At 65.2% G+C, this 15,292-nt stretch carries 16 protein-coding genes; 9 read left to right on the plus strand and 7 right to left on the minus strand.

The annotated features are described in order from the left end of the window. Positions 1-10 precede the first annotated feature (10 nt). Complete coding sequence (locus AB7532_RS30355) at positions 11-1,696, minus strand: caspase family protein (protein ID WP_441238347.1); 1,686 nt, start codon at positions 1,694-1,696, stop codon at positions 11-13. Positions 1,697-1,943: 247 nt separating this feature from the next. Between AB7532_RS30355 and msrA the strand changes: the two genes are divergently transcribed. The 4 genes from msrA to AB7532_RS30375 all read left to right on the plus strand — a co-directional run bounded on the left by msrA (position 1,944) and on the right by AB7532_RS30375 (position 3,882). Next, positions 1,944-2,654, plus strand: a complete 711-nt coding sequence (msrA, locus tag AB7532_RS30360; RefSeq protein WP_441238348.1) for a peptide-methionine (S)-S-oxide reductase MsrA — start codon at positions 1,944-1,946, stop codon at positions 2,652-2,654. 30 nt (positions 2,655-2,684) lie between these two features. Further along, positions 2,685-3,104, plus strand: a complete 420-nt coding sequence (gene msrB, locus AB7532_RS30365; protein ID WP_441238349.1) for a peptide-methionine (R)-S-oxide reductase MsrB — start codon at positions 2,685-2,687, stop codon at positions 3,102-3,104. A 107-nt stretch (positions 3,105-3,211) separates the two neighbouring features. Continuing rightward, a complete protein-coding gene (locus tag AB7532_RS30370) occupies positions 3,212-3,376 on the plus strand; it encodes a DUF3309 family protein (protein WP_441238350.1) in 165 nt (54 codons plus the stop codon). Positions 3,377-3,588: 212 nt separating this feature from the next. Then, positions 3,589-3,882, plus strand: coding sequence for a hypothetical protein (locus tag AB7532_RS30375; RefSeq protein WP_045007794.1), 294 nt, complete (start codon positions 3,589-3,591; stop codon positions 3,880-3,882). Between the two features lie 196 nt (positions 3,883-4,078). Here AB7532_RS30375 and AB7532_RS30380 read toward each other — a convergent pair whose 3' ends face one another. Together AB7532_RS30380 and AB7532_RS30385 are read right to left on the minus strand one after the other, a co-directional pair. Beyond that, complete coding sequence (locus AB7532_RS30380) at positions 4,079-4,630, minus strand: DUF4112 domain-containing protein (protein ID WP_441238351.1); 552 nt, start codon at positions 4,628-4,630, stop codon at positions 4,079-4,081. Between the two features lie 61 nt (positions 4,631-4,691). After that, positions 4,692-5,117, minus strand: coding sequence for a DUF5413 family protein (locus AB7532_RS30385; protein WP_441238352.1), 426 nt, complete (start codon positions 5,115-5,117; stop codon positions 4,692-4,694). Positions 5,118-5,291: 174 nt separating this feature from the next. Between AB7532_RS30385 and AB7532_RS30390 the strand changes: the two genes are divergently transcribed. Continuing rightward, the gene (locus AB7532_RS30390; RefSeq protein WP_441239384.1) at positions 5,292-5,531 is read left to right on the plus strand and encodes a cysteine rich repeat-containing protein; all 240 of its coding nucleotides are present in this window, start codon (positions 5,292-5,294) and stop codon (positions 5,529-5,531) included. A 267-nt stretch (positions 5,532-5,798) separates the two neighbouring features. Next, complete coding sequence (locus tag AB7532_RS30395) at positions 5,799-6,074, plus strand: hypothetical protein (RefSeq protein WP_441238353.1); 276 nt, start codon at positions 5,799-5,801, stop codon at positions 6,072-6,074. A gap of 153 nt (positions 6,075-6,227) precedes the next feature. On the opposite strand, the gene AB7532_RS30400 is transcribed toward AB7532_RS30395, so the two are convergent. Continuing rightward, positions 6,228-7,901, minus strand: coding sequence for a hypothetical protein (locus AB7532_RS30400; protein ID WP_441238354.1), 1,674 nt, complete (start codon positions 7,899-7,901; stop codon positions 6,228-6,230). A gap of 37 nt (positions 7,902-7,938) precedes the next feature. Next, positions 7,939-9,231, minus strand: a complete 1,293-nt coding sequence (locus tag AB7532_RS30405; RefSeq protein ID WP_441238355.1) for an adenylosuccinate synthase — start codon at positions 9,229-9,231, stop codon at positions 7,939-7,941. Between the two features lie 367 nt (positions 9,232-9,598). Between AB7532_RS30405 and AB7532_RS30410 the strand changes: the two genes are divergently transcribed. Further along, positions 9,599-10,531 carry a DMT family transporter gene (locus AB7532_RS30410; protein WP_441238356.1) on the plus strand — a complete coding sequence of 311 codons (933 nt, stop codon included), beginning with the start codon at positions 9,599-9,601 and terminating at the stop codon, positions 10,529-10,531. Here AB7532_RS30410 and AB7532_RS30415 read toward each other — a convergent pair. Continuing rightward, positions 10,528-10,917: an EthD domain-containing protein gene (locus AB7532_RS30415; protein ID WP_441239385.1), complete on the minus strand. Its 390-nt coding sequence runs from the start codon at positions 10,915-10,917 to the stop codon at positions 10,528-10,530. The two genes, AB7532_RS30410 and AB7532_RS30415, sit on opposite strands and share 4 nt — an antisense overlap. Before the next feature lie 104 nt (positions 10,918-11,021). Between AB7532_RS30415 and AB7532_RS30420 the strand changes: the two genes are divergently transcribed. Together AB7532_RS30420 and AB7532_RS30425 are read left to right on the plus strand one after the other, a co-directional pair. Beyond that, on the plus strand, positions 11,022-11,957 hold the full coding sequence (locus AB7532_RS30420; RefSeq protein WP_441238357.1) for a DMT family transporter: 936 nt from the start codon (positions 11,022-11,024) through the stop codon (positions 11,955-11,957). Between the two features lie 227 nt (positions 11,958-12,184). Further along, positions 12,185-13,162, plus strand: coding sequence for a Bug family tripartite tricarboxylate transporter substrate binding protein (locus AB7532_RS30425; protein WP_441238358.1), 978 nt, complete (start codon positions 12,185-12,187; stop codon positions 13,160-13,162). Positions 13,163-13,373: 211 nt separating this feature from the next. Here AB7532_RS30425 and AB7532_RS30430 read toward each other — a convergent pair whose 3' ends face one another. Further along, a complete protein-coding gene (locus tag AB7532_RS30430; RefSeq protein WP_441238359.1) occupies positions 13,374-15,059 on the minus strand; it encodes a methyl-accepting chemotaxis protein in 1,686 nt (561 codons plus the stop codon). Positions 15,060-15,292: the final 233 nt, after the last annotated feature.

Consider the following 15,292-nt stretch of genomic DNA (forward strand, 5'->3'; position numbering starts at 1 on the left):
CCTAGCCACCTCACTTCCCAGCCACGAAATAGAAATCCTCCCGGCCCGGCGGCGAGCCGTACGAAAACGGCTGCTGCTCGCGCTTGGTGGCGGACCAGACGTCGTCGCGGATGATGTCGAACAGTTTCCTGATCTCGACCTTGGGCACCTTGATCTCGCGAGCGAGCGCGGTGGCGAAGGGGCTGTCGGCGCCGCCGTCGCCGTCCATCGCGGTCTCGCCGTGCTTGGCGGCGTAGACCACCATGAAGCCCGCGCCGGGCTCGATGTTGGAAAAGCCCTTGTCGACCAGCTTGAGCGACAGCGTGCGCTGCATGGCCGGCGCGAACGGGTTGTCGCGGCACGCATCCAGCATCACCAGACGCACCTTTCGCGCAGCACCGACGGCCGCGATGACCTGCTCAAGTGCAACGGCTTGCGTCTCGGCATCACGGTCGGCGGCAAGCTTGGCATCGACGGGAACGAGATAATTCACGCCGCCGATCTCGAAGCCGTGGCCGGCGTAGTAGACCACCGCCCAATCCGCCTTCTCCGCCTCGGCGGCAAATGCCTGCAACGCTTCGAAGAACTTGTCGCGGGTGAGATCGCTGACGGAGATCACGGTCTGGAAACCGATATCGCGCAGCACGCCCGCAATCAGTTTCGCGTCGCGCGGCGGATTGGGCAGAGCGTGCACGTTCTTGTAGTCACCGTTGCCGACCACCAGCGCGACGCGGCGCCCGGTGGCGCCGGCCGGCACCTGCGGCGTCAACGCGGCGAGCCGCTCCTGCGCGACGGCACGGGCGCGCGCGACGTCGAACTCGTCGAACCGCGTCAGCGAATAGGCCGCCGCGCGGTAGTCGGCGCGAGCCTGGGCGAGATCCTTCTTGCGCTCGTAGATCTGGCCGCGGCCGGAATGGGCCCGGACATTGTTCGGGTTGATCTGGATCGCAACGTTGTAGTCCTTCAGCGCGGCGTCGAGGTCGCCCTTCAGCATGGAGATGTCGGCGCGGTTGTTGAGGGCGAACACGTTTTTCGGCTGCTTCGCGATCAGGCCGCCGCAGTCGGCAAAGGCCTGGTCGTATTTGCCCATCAAGCCGAAGGTGATGCAGCGGTTGCCGGCGATCTGCGGCGCGGCCGGATCGATCTTCTCGGCTTCCGCGAAATCGGCGATGGCGCCGCCATAATCCTTCATCAGCGTGCGGACGCGGGCCCGGTTGGTCCAGCCGAGCAGGAATTTGGGCGTGTATTTGATCGACAGGTTGAAATCGTCGAGCGCGCTTTGCAGCGCACCCCGGCGCAGCTGGATGACGCCGCGGTTGTTGTAGGGCACGCCGTAGGTCGGACGCTTCTGGAGCGCAAGATTGTAGTCGGCCATCGCGAGGTCGTCCTGGCCCCGGCGCTCATAGGCGAGGCCGCGCAAATTGAGCGTGACGACATTGTCGGGATCGAGATCGACGGCCATGGAGAGGACCTCGATCGCACGGACGTAGTCGCGCTTGTTGATCAGCGTGTTGCCGCGCACGGACAGCGCAATACCCTTGTCCTTGCCGGCGACCTTGTCGGCGTTTAGCAGATTGTCGCAGGCCGTCGCACGGGCCTGGACCTCGGCCTGGCGGTCGCGGCAGGTCGCAAGGTCGTCGCCGGCCTGCGGATCGGAAGCCGCCATCGCGGCGCCTGAGATGAGGATGGCGAGGGTCAGGGGAATGACGCGCAGCATGTTGTCAGGTCGGCTCCAGCCACCACATTTTTTATGTCGGTCGTCGATCGCGCGGGTTCATCTAGCGCGGAGTTCCCGGCTTCGCCAAGCGGGTCCGTATGAGGCTATTTTTCACAGACTCGTGTCCGCCGCATCGTAACAATCTCCGTCTGCGTCCGTATCTCGAATGACGCGAAACGCAGTCCGGCGGGCTGGCCGCCCTGCCCCGGCCGCCCTAGACTGCAAAACCTGACGAAAGAGGACCGCCATGCGCCGACCTGCCATCCTGTCCCTGCTCGCCGCTGCCGCAACCACCGCCCTGGCGCTGGCCTTCGCCATGCCGTCGCGGGCCGCGGAAGAGGCTGTCGTGATCCCTGCCCCTGCCATGGATGCGGCCCCCGCGGCCGGACTCCAGACCGCCGTGATCGCCGGCGGCTGCTTCTGGGGCGTGCAGGGCGTGTTCCAGCACACCGCGGGCGTCGTCAACGCGGTCTCCGGCTATGCCGGCGGCACCAAGGCGACCGCCGATTACCAGACCGTCTCGAGCGGCCGGACCGGCCACGCCGAGGCGGTCGAGATCAAGTACGACCCGAAGAAGATCTCCTACGGCAAGATTCTCCAGATCTACTTCTCGGTGGCGCACGACCCGACCCAGCTCAACCGCCAGGGACCGGACAGCGGCCCGCAATACCGCTCGGCGATCTTCACCACCTCCGACGAGCAAAAGAAGGTGGCTGAGGCCTATATCGCCCAGCTCAACGCCGCCAAGGTGTACGGCAAGCCGATCGTGACCAAGATCGGCGCGCTGGAGGCGTTCTATCCGGCGGAGGCCTATCACCAGGACTATCTGACGCTGCACCCGAACCAGCCCTACATCGCCTATAACGACATTCCGAAGGTCGAGAACCTGAAAAAGCTGTTCGCGGATAACTACATCGAGAAGCCGACGCTGGTCAGCGCCAGCAAGGCCACCAACTGATCGCGAGATCGCAGAAAAAACGGGAGACCCATGCCCGACACCAAAATGAAGACCACCGACGACAAGGTCACCAAGAGCGAAGAGCAGTGGCGCAGCGAGCTGACGCCGATGCAGTACGCAGTGCTGCGCGAGAAGGCGACCGAGCGTCCCTTCTCCGGCGAGTATGAGCACGACCACCGCGCCGGCACCTATGTCTGCGCCGGCTGCGGCAATGTGCTGTTCGAGTCGGATGCCAAGTTCGATTCCGGCTGCGGCTGGCCGAGCTTCACCCAGCCCGCGGTCGAGAGCCATATCGACGAGGAGCATGATGCCAGCCACGGCATGATCCGCACCGAGGTGCTCTGCTCCAAGTGCAGCGGCCATCTCGGCCACGTCTTCCCCGACGGGCCGGGACCGACGGGCCTCCGCTACTGCATCAATTCGGCTTCGCTGAAGCTCGAGCCCAAATAACATTGCGGGCCGCCGGGTTCCGTCATGGAACCCGGCGGCCCGATGTGCTTTTCTTCTCTGGCGGTACGGCCGATGCGTGCAGTCCGGCGGCCGCCAGGGAGGATGCCATGGGTCTTGGGACCGTCCTGATCATCCTGGTGATCATTTATCTCCTGGGCGGCATGTCCGGCCGGATCGGCGGCTATGGCTACGGCATGGGCCATTCCGGCATGGGTCTCGGCGGCCTCGTGCTGGTGGTGCTGGTCGTCCTGCTGCTCCTTGGCAAACTGTGAACCATATAAACCGCTGAAATTGCTTGGTTTATTTGGCTCGCGGAGCTGCCATGCGCGGATTCATCATCTCGCATCGCAGGGGTCGCAATTTTGTCAAATCGGCTTATATTAGAGGACGAAAATGATGTGCAGCGGGCCCACCCGATCGTGGTCTCTGCCGTCCCAAACCCCACGCGCTTAAAGCCCCAGACAAGATCACGAGGTCTTTGACCATGCGTCCACTGCGTCCGTTCAACTTCAACACCTCCGCCGAACTCTTCCCCGCTGCCATCCGCAAGAAGAAGCGCGCGGGCTTCACGTATCGCCGGTTCGGCACCGCGGCCGAAGCCGTGCAGTTCGCGATGGAGCAGTTGCCGACGGATTCGCTGAACGGCGCCTACCTCCAGGTCGAGGAAGCACGCTTCGACCAGAACGGCATCCGCTCGCTGTATGAGAGCGAAGCCTTCCCGCTGGAGCGTCACCGCAAACCCGAGCCGGTCGCAGAGGCCGACGCCGACGCGGCGTAAACTTTTTCGCAAAGCCCGATGTGCGCTGAAAGCGCGATGGCCGAAAGGCCGTCGCGCTTTTTGCGTTTTTGGGGCTTTCTCTCTCCACCGTCATTGCGAGCGCAGCGAAGCAATCCAGAATCTTTCCGCGGAGGGACTCTGGATTGCTTCGCTGCGCTCGCAATGACGACGTAGGGAAACCCGCCGCGTTGCAGCGCTAGATCCGCGGCTGCTTGTCGAGCCAGCGGCGGAGCATGCGCACGTTGCGCATGTTGGCGCGGAACATGACGTCGAAGGCGTCGCCCGCGAACGGCACGATGCCGACGACGCCGTCGACCGCGACATTGCCGAGCATCCGCGCGGTGAGATACCAGGGCGCGCCCAGCGCCCGCGCTTCGCGCACCAGCCACAGCGAGATCGCGGTGGTGATGATGTCGCCGACGACGGGGATCAGGCCGATCAGCCCGTCGATGCCGTAGCGGATATTGGTGCCGGGCACGACGAAGGCGACGTCGAGCAGCTTTGCGATCGCCTCGATCCGCGCGATGCGTTGCTCGCGCGTCAGATTGGCAAACGGGTTGCCGGCAAAAGGATTGTCCTTGCCGAACTCGAAGCGAACGTCCTGAAACCCCTGTTCCACCGTTTCAGGGCGGATCTCGCGGCCGTCCTGATCGATGACCGGCCCGCGGCCCTGGGTGCCGGTCGCATGCGAGCGGCCCCCCGAACGGGGTTTGCGCGGAGCAAGAATTTCATCGTCGGACATGGTCATCGCCTGGAGGAAACGCGCTTAAGCCGGCAGGGTTGCTGCGCTGCGCCCGAAGGTCGCGCGCTCAGGTCGGAGCCACAGCGGCCACCGGCTCCTCGACATATCTATGCACGAGCCAGGACGAAATCACCGACGGCACGAACCCGACCAGTCCGTAAAGGATGAACTGGACCGCCCCCGAATCCGGCCCGCGCGAGCTGTAGGTCAGCGACGCCAGGACGAAGGCGAACAGGCCGACCAGCAACATCCGCAACGCCGGGCGGATCCGCTTGACGTGGATCAGGATGTCGTCGACCGCGCCGATCATCAGCGACGGCAGGAAGCCGAACAGATAGCTGTATTGCAGGGTCTTGAAGAACACCGCGAACAGCTTGCCGACCTCGCCGAGGCTGGTCTGGGCCCAATAGCCGGACTGATAGGTCGTCGTCAGCAGCAACAGGAACCCGCCCACGAACGGCCCGACCAGCGCAAACACCAGGTAGCGTTTCATCAAACACCCTCATACACCGCCGCTTTTATAGCAGTGCGGCGGGAAGCTTGGATAGCGGGTTCCAAAGGCCAGCGCGGCTGGCCCGGCGCTGCCCTTTTCGGGAACGTCCGGCAAATCGGCGAGTTCTCACGGGACTGCAAATTCTTGCTTGTATCAGCACGATTGGACCCAATGATGCGTTGTACAGCCCTGCTTCTCGCAGCGGTCACGTTGACCGCCGTCACCTCGAGCGTCTCCGCTTTTGCCCAGGGCCATATGGGCACGTCGCAGGAGCAGAAGGCCTGCTCGCGGGATGCGTCGAAGTTCTGCCGCAAAGACCTCGGCAATGACGGTGCCGTGCAGTCGTGCCTGATGGGCAACCGCGCAAAACTGTCGAAGTCGTGCAGCAAGGTGTTCCAGAGCCACGGCATGTAAATCCGGCATTGAATGCGCGTCCGCATTTTGCGTGACGGACGCGCAACAATTGCGAATTCCTTTGCGCCGCCCATTGCAGCTGTTTGACAATGGCGCATACTTCGCTCGGGCGGCGCAGCACTTTTCGATTCGAACATCAAGAAATCGAGCGACCACATGCGGGATCGAGGTTCCGCGTGAAGGCTGAGACATGCGGCAGATCAAGTCGCGTGCGGCGCCCCAAAACCAAGTGGCTCAAGCCCACGGAAACTCGGGGACGCATTCTACATGACACGCATCAAGACCATCGCTTCGCTATTCGCCTTCGCCGCGACAGCCATCACTCTCCAGACATCGCCCGGCCTCGCCTTCTCGTCCGAAGCGCAGCAGATGTGCTCGGGCGATGCGATGCGGCTGTGCTCCAGCGAGATCCCCGACATCCCGCGCATCCGCGCCTGCATGGTGCAGAAGAAGGCGCAGGTCAGCCCCGGCTGCCGTGCCGTGATGGACCGCGAAGCAGCGGCTGCAACGGCGACGCGAAAACGGGAAGCGGCGGCGCAGTAAGAGAGCGCATCTGCGGCCATCCTTCGAGACGCCCGCTTTGCGGGCTCCTCAGGATGAGGTCTCGTTTCGCGGCGAGATATCAAACCCTCATGGTGAGGGGCCCGCCAAGGCGGGCGTCTCGAACCATGCAGGCCGAGGTCTCACGGAGCAGGCCTAGTCGCCCCACTGCGCGAAGGCATCGTTGAAGGCGCGCTCGCCCGGAGCGCCCTTCTCGATGGCGATGATGGCGCGGCGCTGGTTGGCGTAGACCAGCGGCACGTCGAACCACGAGCGCTCCTTCAGGAGCTGGACGTTGCGGGTACGGTCGGCGTCGACATTGGAGAGGCCGACCAGGAAGAAGCCGTCGGTGACCTTGACCGCGAGGCCTGCGAGCGGCGTGCCGCGCGCCTGCTCGTTCGACTTCATCAGGATGCCCGGCACGTTGGAGACGCTGCCGCCCGGAAAGTCCGGCGGCAGGATGAAGGTCAGCTCCGCGGTGTGGCTCGCCGGCAGCGACGAGTCGGTGTTGCGGCGGAACGACATCGTCATCTTGAACTTGCGGTCGGGAATCTCGATGTCGGCGCGCACGGCCACGTCGGCCTTCTGGTTGCCCGACGCCTTGATCGGCTCGAGCCGCCACACCACCGAGCCGACATATTGCTTGCCCTTCGGGTCGGACGGATCCTCGTCATAGAGCACGACCTTCTGCGCCACCGGCGCGATCGGCTGACCGCTGGCCGAGGGCTGGCCGACGCGATCGGGAATCTTGGGCTTGCTCTGCGGCTGGGCCGGATCCTTCGGCGCCTCCACCACCTGCTGGGTCGACGAGGACTTGAACAGATTGGTCGCGGTCTGGACCAGCTGCTTGCCCCAGAGGATACCGGCGCCGACCAGGATCAGCACAATGCCGACGGCGATCGCGCTCTTGAACGGGAAGGACGAGCCGGTGCGCTTGCGCTTCTTGGCGTCGCGGTCGAGGACGGGGATGTGCGGGCGCCCCGAGGCTGACCGCGGCGATGGCGGCTGGGGCGTGTAGCGCTCGGCCTCCTCGATCGACTCGTCGTAGGAATAGGGCGCGTCCTGCTCGCCGGCCCGGTTCTCCAGGCTCGGCTCCAGCCGGTCGAATTCCGGCGAGGGCGAGGGCACGTTGGCGTAAGTGCGGCGCGCGGCGCGGTTGGCCTGCGCGGCGGCGCCGCCGAGATCATTGACGTCGGCGGTGATGTCGCGGAAGCCGCGCACGCCCGGCGCGGGCGGCAGCGGCGGCGGAGGTCCGACGTCGGGCTGACGGCGGCCAGCTTGACGGCCAGCTTGACGGTCGGTTTGGCGGTCGCGGCCGGACGGCGGGGCAGGCGGCGGCTCCGGCATCGACGGTGGCGCCGACGGACCCGGCTGGCGCGGCGCGTCGAAACGCGGCGCGCGCGGTGGACGCGGAGCTTCGCCTTGCTCATCGACGTTGAAGGACGGGCGGTCGGCACGCGGCGGCGGCGGGGCCGGACGGGCGCGCGGCGGAGCGGCCTGCTGGGACGGCGGCGATCCGCCCTCGGCCGCACGGGTGCTGGCCCGGCGGAAGGCGTCACCGCTGCCGCTGCCACCGCTGCGACCCGGCCCACCGGGGCGCGAGGCCTCGCGGGCCCGCTGGGCGGCCTCGGATTCGACCTTGCGGACGGCCTCTTCCAGCGACAGCCGTTCGCGGGTGATCTCGGATTCGGAAAGCGGCGGCTGCACGCTGCGGAGCTGCGCGATCAACGCCGTACGCGCGCGCTCATAGAGCGCGCGACGGCTTTCGCCGGGAGCGCTCGGATCCAGGGCTGCAATAGCGCGGGCGATCAGCGGATAGTAATCAGCCATTTCAACTCAACTATACGCGCGTCCTGGTAAGAGATCGTTAAGCCTCAAACGGGTTTTGCACGAGGATAGTATCTTCGCGTTCGGGGCTGGTGGAAAGCAGTGCGACCGGGCACCCCACCAATTCCTCGATCCGGCGGACATATTTGATGGCCTGGGCGGGCAGCTGGGCCCACGACCGGGCGTTGGCGGTCGGCTCCTTCCAGCCCTCGATGGTCTCGTAGATCGGTTCGACCCGGGCCTGGGCGCCCTCGCCGGCCGGGAAATAGTCGATCTCCTTGCCGTCGAGTTTGTAGCCGACGCAGACCTCGATCGTGTCGAAGCCGTCGAGAATGTCGAGCTTGGTCAGCGCCAGACCGGTGATGCCGCAGGTGCGGACGGTCTGTCGGACCAGCACGGCATCGAACCAGCCGCAGCGGCGCTTGCGTCCGGTATTGACGCCGAACTCGCGGCCGCGGCGGCCGATCTCCTCACCAATCTCGTTCAGGAGTTCGGTCGGGAACGGGCCCTGGCCGACCCGGGTCGTGTAGGCCTTGCAGATGCCGAGCACATAGCCGACCGCGCCCGGGCCCATGCCGGTGCCGGTCGCCGCCTGCGCCGCCACGGTGTTGGACGACGTCACATAGGGGTAGGTGCCGTGATCGACGTCGAGCAGCGCGCCCTGCGCGCCTTCGAACAGGATGCGCTTGCCGGCGCGCCGTTCCTGATCGAGCAGGCGCCACACCGTCTCGGCATAGGGCAGAAGCTGAGGCGCCAGCGCGGTCAGCTCCTTCAGGATGTCGTTGCCGTCGAACTCCGGCAGGTTGAGGCCGCGGCGCAACGCATTGTGATGCGCCAGCAGCCGGTCGATCTTGTGCGGGAGCGTGTCGAGGTCGGCGAGGTCCATCAGCCGAATGGCGCGACGACCGACCTTGTCCTCATAGGCAGGTCCGATGCCGCGGCGCGTGGTGCCGATCGCGGTCGCCGCGTTGGAGCTCTCGCGCAGGGCATCGAGCTCGCGATGCAGCGGCAGGATCAGGGTGACATTCTCCGCGACCCGCAGATTCTCCGGGTCGACCTTTACACCCTGCCCGCGCAGCTTGGTGACCTCGTCGAGGAAGGCCTGCGGATCGAACACGACGCCGTTGCCTATCACCGCCAGTTTCGACGGGCGCAGCACGCCCGAGGGCAGCAGCGCGAGCTTGTAGGTCTCGCCGTTGATGACCAGCGTGTGGCCGGCATTATGGCCGCCCTGGAAGCGTGCGACGATATCCGCCTGCTCCGACAACCAGTCGACGATCTTGCCCTTTCCTTCGTCGCCCCACTGGGCTCCGACGACGACAACGTTGGCCATTCGCGGGTAATCCTCTGAAGATTTTAGATGCGCCAGCCCAGCTGACGGCCGGAGCCGTTCGCACGCGAGGCAGCCAACCGGATAACGGAAGCAGGCTCTCTAGGCAAGCAAGAACGGGGCTTTTTCGAGGCTCAGGAGCCCATTTAAGCCTTTGATATCCCCCGAAAATCCAGAGACGATCCGGGATGGTTTGGCAGTCTTCGACGAAAGCGTGAGGCCGATCCGCCGCTGCATGGTGCCGATGCGTCCGCACCCCGTTGATGCAACCTCGATTTCCGTGTCTTTGGGATGCTGCCGGGCGATCAGCCGGCCCGACCTCGCCGGGCCGGGGCCTCGGCGCATTCCACGCGGGGCCATCACAATCACAATGTCCGCCACCGGCCAGACCACGGGCCCCGAATCATCCAGCCACAGCTGGATCGCCAACCAGCCTTATCTGCTGCTCAGCATCACCGCGCTGTGCTGGGCCGGCAATGCCATCGTCGGGCGGCTCGCTGCCGGTCACATCCCGCCGGTGACGCTGTCGTTCCTGCGCTGGACCTTCGCCTTCCTGCTGGTGCTGCCGTTCGCCTGGAAACATCTCGCCCGGGACTGGGGCGCGATCCGCAGCAAGCTCGGCCTGATGATCACGCTGTCGATCACCGGCATCGGCGCCTTCAACACGCTGCAATACTGGGCGCTGGAACACACCCAGGCACTCAACACGCTGCTGCTGCAATCGGCCGCGCCGCTGGTCGTGGCGCTGTGGTCGCTCGCCATTCTCGGCGTCCGCCTCACCGCGGCGCAGGCGTTCGGCGTGGCGCTCTCGATGTGCGGCGTCTTCACGATCCTGCTGCATGGCGATTTCACCACGCTGTCGAACATCGACTTCAACAAGGGCGACCTGATCTTCCTCGTCGCCCTCATCATCTTCGCGCTCTATTCGGTGCTGACGCTGAAGCGGCCGCCGATGCACGGCCTGTCGTTCCTCGCCTTCACCTTCGGCGCGGGCGCTGCCTGCCTCATTCCGCTGGAGATCTGGGAATTGTCCGCCCGTCCCGTGATGAAGCTCGACGGGCCGAATTTGCTGACGCTGTTCTATGTCTCGGTATTCCCCTCGGCGCTCGCCTATCTCTGCTTCAATCGCGGCGTCCGCCTGATCGGCGCCAACCGCGCCGCGCCGTTCTTCCACGTCGTGCCGGTGTTCGGCTCGATCATGGCGATGGCGTTCCTCAGCGAGCACCCGCAGGCGTTCCACTTCATCGGCTTCGCGCTGGTGCTCGCGGGCGTGTTCGTGGCGTCGCGGAAGCAGGCGACTTAACTCGTCCTGAACTTGCTGTAGGCCTCACTCGTCGCGATGATCAGATGTTCGGCGCAGCCGTTGACGCGATGGTGATCGGCCTCGATCTCGTAGGCTTCCGACGTCATCATATCGAGGAAGGCTGCGACCGACGGATAATAAACCAGCGCGACGAAATCCCAGTCATTGCCATCATGCGGACCGAGCGCGATGGCCTTGGCATCGCCGGTCCAGAGCAGCGTGCCGCCGCGGGCCCGGATCATGGGCACTGTGATCGCACTGTAACGCAAATATGCGTCCCAGCCCGAACCGTTGCCGTCGCGCGAGCGCTCATGGAATCGCATCAGGTTCAGCATCACGACGGGCGCATTCCGGTCGAGCTCTTTCAGGCCCGCGATGTTCAACATATTGACCGCCAATGGCGCCTCCTGGAGCTTGCCTGCATTGTAGCATTGCGGCCGCGTGACTTGTGTCACGACGGCAATCCGGCGCAACATCGTATCAGACCCCAATGACGACTGCTTCGCCCGCGCCGAAGGCCTCCAATCCGGCCAGTTGGCTCAACAACCAGCCTTATCTGCTGCTGAGCCTGAGCTCGCTGTTCTGGGCCGGCAACATCGTGCTCGCACGTCATGTCGGCGCGCATGTGCCGCCGCTGACGGTCACGACCATCCGCTGGTTCGGCGTGTTCCTGATCCTGCTGCCGTTCTCCTGGCCGCATCTCAAGCGCGACTGGCCGGCCTTGCGCAACAGCCTGCCGCTGATGCTGTTCCTGTCGCTGGTCGGCTTTGCCTTCAACAACGCGATCTCCTACTGGGCCCTGCAATACACGGAAGCCCTGAACGCGCTGCTGATCCAGTCGGCAGGTCCTCTGTTCGTAGCGCTGTGGTCGCTGGCGCTGTTCGGCGTGCGGCTGACGGCGGCGCAGCTCGCCGGCATCGTGATCTCGCTGCTCGGCGTGCTCGTCATCATCCTGCATGGCGATTTCGCCGCGCTCGCGAGCATCAGCTTCAACCGGGGCGACGTCATGTTTGCCTCCTCGCTGGTGGCGTTCGGGATCTACTCGGCCTTCATTCCGCGCCGGCCGAAGGTTCATCAGCTCTCCTTCCTCTCCTTCACGACGTGCTGTGGCGCGATGATGCTGCTGCCCACCGCGATCTGGGAGGCGTGGCGCGGCAGCGTCCTGCACTTCGACACGGTGACGCTGGCAACGCTCGGCTACATCCTGATCTTTCCCTCGACGCTCGCCTATCTCTTCTTCAACCGCGGCGTCGCGCTGATCGGTCCGAACCGCGCTGCACCGTTCTTCCATCTGGTGCCGGTGTTCGGCTCGGCGATGGCGATCGTCCTGCTCGGCGAAAAGCTCCAGCCGTTCCATCTGATCGGCTACGCGCTGGTGCTCGCCGGCGTCGTGATCGCCTCGCGCCAGGGCTCCGCGGTGAAGTAATTCCGCGGAGCGGGCGTTAGCCTCTTGTCCCGGACGCGATGCAGCGCGAAGCGGTGCGTCGCAGAGCCGGGACCCAGTTTGCCGCAAATGTGGGCCCCGGTTCAGCAGCGCATCACTGCGTGCTGCGCTGCGCCCGGGGCACGAGACCTCCTGACAAACTCCCGTCTTCCGATTTCAGCGCAGAGAAGCTAGGTTCCCCGCCAACGAAAAAGAGGGAACGTCCAGACATGCTGTCATCACTGATCCGAGCTCTGCGCACCGCCGGCGCCGCCGCACTGTGTCTTGCCGCCGCGTCGACCGCGCAGGCCGACACCTGGCCGAGCCGCAACATCACGCTGGTGCTGCCGTTCGCGGCGGGCAGCGGCACCGACACCACGACGCGCCTGATCTCGCAGCATCTCGCGCAGGCACTCGGCGTCGGTATCGTGATCGAGAACAAGGCCGGCGCCAACGGCATGATCGCGGCGACCTATGTCGCGCGCGCAGCACCGGACGGCTACACGCTGCTGGTGACGACCAACACCACGCACTCGGCCAATCCCTATCTGCTCAAGAGCCTGAGCTACGATCCGGTGAAGGATTTCACCCCGATCGCGCGCACCGGCGATCTGCCCTTCATGCTGGTGGTGCATCCGGAGGTGCCGGCCAAGACCGTCGCCGAGCTCGTCGCCTACGGCAAAGCCAACCCCGGCAAGCTGAGCTACGCCTCGGGCTCGTCCTCGGCGATCGTGTCGGGTGCGACCTTTGCGCACAATGCCGGGCTCGACCTGCTGCACGTGCCCTACAAGAGCTCGCCGCCGGCGCTCAACGACGTCATGGGCGGCCGCGTCTCGATGATGTTCGTGGACATCCTGACCGGCCTGCCCCACGTCAACGGCAATGCGCTGCGCGCGCTCGCCGTCACCACCAAGGATCGCACGCCGCTGGTGCCGAACCTGCCCTCGATGCAGGAGGCCGGCGTGCCCGATTTCGACATCTCGTCGTGGCAGGGCTATTTCGGCCCGGCCGGCGTGCCCAAGGAGATCGTGACGCGACTCAACGCCGAGATCCGGAAGATCGTCGAGAAGCCGGAGATCAAGGCCCAGCTTGCGACGCTCGGCATGGACGCGTTCTCGGGCACCCCGGAAGAGCTCGGCAAGTTCGTCAACGAGCAGCTGGTGCTGTGGGAGAAGCTGATCACCAACGCGAAGATCGAGAAGCAGTAGGACGGTCTCGTGTCCCGGACGCGCTGCAGCGTGAAACGCTGCTGCGCAGAGCCGGGACCCAGATTGCCGCGGCGTGGGCCCCGGTTCAGCAGCGCATCACTCCGTGCTGCGCTGCGCCCGGGGCACGAGAGCAACATCGCTGCAATCCCAAAAAGAAAGGTGGGCACGACGCTTCGCGTCTTTGCCCACCCTACGAATTCAGAGCAAGAAGTTACGCCGCGCGCACCTTGGCGAGGAAGCCGTCGACCGCGCTGCGCAGCGCGCCGGACTGGCTGTCCAGCTCGCGGGCGTTGGTGAGCACGTCGGTGGCCGCGTTGCCGGTCGCTTCCGCGGCCGAGGTGACGCTACCGATATTGGCGTTGATCTCGTTCGAGCCGGCCGCGACCGACTGGATGTTGCGGGCGATCTCGCGGGTGGCTTCGCCCTGCTGCTCGATCGAGGCCGAGATGCCGGCGGTGATCTCGCTCATCTCGGCGATGGTCTGGGTGATGCCGGAGATGGCCGTGACCGCGTCGCTGGTCGAGGTCTGCATCGCCGCCACTTGCGCGGAGATTTCCTCGGTCGCCTTCGCGGTCTGGTTCGCCAGCGCCTTCACTTCGGAAGCGACGACGGCGAAGCCGCGGCCGGATTCACCGGCGCGCGCCGCTTCGATGGTGGCGTTGAGCGCGAGCAGATTGGTCTGCGCGGCGATCGAGTGGATCAGCTTGACGACCTCGCCGATCTTCTCGGCACCGGTCGAGAGCACCTGCACGGTGGCATTGGTGCGCTCGGCATCGCTGACGGCGCGGCTCGCGACTTCGGTCGAACGGGTGACCTGGCGGGAGATTTCAGCAACCGAGCTCGACAGCTCTTCGGCAGCGGCGGCAACCGTGCCGACATTGCCGGAGGCCTTCGACGAGGCCGCACCGACGGTGGCGGCGCGTGACGAGGCGTCGCTGGCGGTCGCGGTCATCGACTGCGCCGTCGACTGCATGCCGGCTGCGGCCGAGGAGACCGAGCGGACGATGCCGTTGACGCTGCGTTCGAAGTCGCTGGCGATGCCTTCCATCGCGCTGCGACGTTCCGCCGCGGTGCGCTCCTTGGCGTCCGCGTCGGTCTTTTCGAGGTCGCGGATGCGAACCGCGTTGTCCTTGAAGATCTGGACGGTCGAAGCCATCGCGCCGACTTCGTCGCCGCGGCCAACGCCGGGGATGTCGCCCTCAAGCTTGCCGTCGGCGAGCTGATTCATGCGGGTGCCGAGCTGAGCCAACGGTACGCTGATGCTGCGGCCGATCATCCAGGCGACGCCGCCGGCAACGATGAGGATGCCGAGGATGGCGAGGCCGAGCGACCAGAACACCGGACCCATCTTGGCGTCGATGTCGTCGAGATAGGCGCCGGTGCCGAGATACATGTCGAGGCCGGGAACGGCGACGGCGTAACCGATCTTGCGGATCGGCTTCTCCTGGCCGGGCTTCACGTATTCATAGTACAGCAGGATCGAACCGTTGGCCTTGACGCCGTCCATCAGCTCGACGGAGAGCTTGCGGCCGTTGGTCACGACGTCCATGCGGTTGGTGCCGACCTGCTTCGGGTCGGGCGCAAGCTGGGTGATGCCGTCATAGGACGTGCCGAACAGATAGCCCGAACCGTTGTCATAGGTCATCGCATTGCCGTAGCGGCGAAGATCGGCCAGCGCCGCATCCTTCGTCAGCTCGCCGGCATCGACGCGCTTCTTCAGCGCGGCTGCATAGTTGCGGCCGAGATCGACGATCGACTTGGCCTGATCGATGCGTGCGTTCACCATCTCGCGCTTCATCAGATAGCCGGCGAGGACACCGGAGATGCAGAGGCCCAACAGGGTGACGCCGACAAGGATGCCCAGCTTGGGGGCGATCTTCAGATTGCTCAACTTCACGGTGATGGCTCCGGCAAAAAAAGGGATACGGGCACGCGAGTGAATCGTTCGAAATTAAATCAACTTTTACTGTGTGACCCCTTATCAACCTGTTACGGAGGACCCCGTAGAAGCCCGGAGCGCAGGCCGAAACCGGCAAACAAATCGCCGCACCGGCAACCGACGATTGTACGCGACGGCATCGATTTCGCGTAAAAGACGCAAAGGCCCGCCCAAGAAGGCCGGGTCGCAAC

Origin of the sequence: Bradyrhizobium sp. 930_D9_N1_4 (genome assembly GCF_052076015.1) — a bacterium.
Taxonomy (GTDB): domain Bacteria; phylum Pseudomonadota; class Alphaproteobacteria; order Rhizobiales; family Xanthobacteraceae; genus Bradyrhizobium.

Bases quoted from the DNA above. Each gene is read 5' to 3' on its own strand.
- AB7532_RS30370 (WP_441238350.1), top strand. From the start codon at position 3,212: ATGGGTCTTGGGACCGTCCTGATCATCCTGGTGATCATTTATCTCCTG.
- AB7532_RS30410 (WP_441238356.1), top strand. From the start codon at position 9,599: ATGTCCGCCACCGGCCAGACCACGGGCCCCGAATCATCCAGCCACAGC.
- AB7532_RS30400 (WP_441238354.1), bottom strand. From the start codon at position 7,901: ATGGCTGATTACTATCCGCTGATCGCCCGCGCTATTGCAGCCCTGGAT.
- AB7532_RS30355 (WP_441238347.1), bottom strand. From the start codon at position 1,696: ATGCTGCGCGTCATTCCCCTGACCCTCGCCATCCTCATCTCAGGCGCC.
- msrB (WP_441238349.1), top strand. From the start codon at position 2,685: ATGCCCGACACCAAAATGAAGACCACCGACGACAAGGTCACCAAGAGC.
- AB7532_RS30390 (WP_441239384.1), top strand. From the start codon at position 5,292: ATGCGTTGTACAGCCCTGCTTCTCGCAGCGGTCACGTTGACCGCCGTC.
- AB7532_RS30415 (WP_441239385.1), bottom strand. From the start codon at position 10,917: ATGTTGAACATCGCGGGCCTGAAAGAGCTCGACCGGAATGCGCCCGTC.
- AB7532_RS30395 (WP_441238353.1), top strand. From the start codon at position 5,799: ATGACACGCATCAAGACCATCGCTTCGCTATTCGCCTTCGCCGCGACA.
- AB7532_RS30375 (WP_045007794.1), top strand. From the start codon at position 3,589: ATGCGTCCACTGCGTCCGTTCAACTTCAACACCTCCGCCGAACTCTTC.
- AB7532_RS30385 (WP_441238352.1), bottom strand. From the start codon at position 5,117: ATGAAACGCTACCTGGTGTTTGCGCTGGTCGGGCCGTTCGTGGGCGGG.
- msrA (WP_441238348.1), top strand. From the start codon at position 1,944: ATGCGCCGACCTGCCATCCTGTCCCTGCTCGCCGCTGCCGCAACCACC.
- AB7532_RS30420 (WP_441238357.1), top strand. From the start codon at position 11,022: ATGACGACTGCTTCGCCCGCGCCGAAGGCCTCCAATCCGGCCAGTTGG.
- AB7532_RS30405 (WP_441238355.1), bottom strand. From the start codon at position 9,231: ATGGCCAACGTTGTCGTCGTCGGAGCCCAGTGGGGCGACGAAGGAAAG.
- AB7532_RS30380 (WP_441238351.1), bottom strand. From the start codon at position 4,630: ATGACCATGTCCGACGATGAAATTCTTGCTCCGCGCAAACCCCGTTCG.
- AB7532_RS30425 (WP_441238358.1), top strand. From the start codon at position 12,185: ATGCTGTCATCACTGATCCGAGCTCTGCGCACCGCCGGCGCCGCCGCA.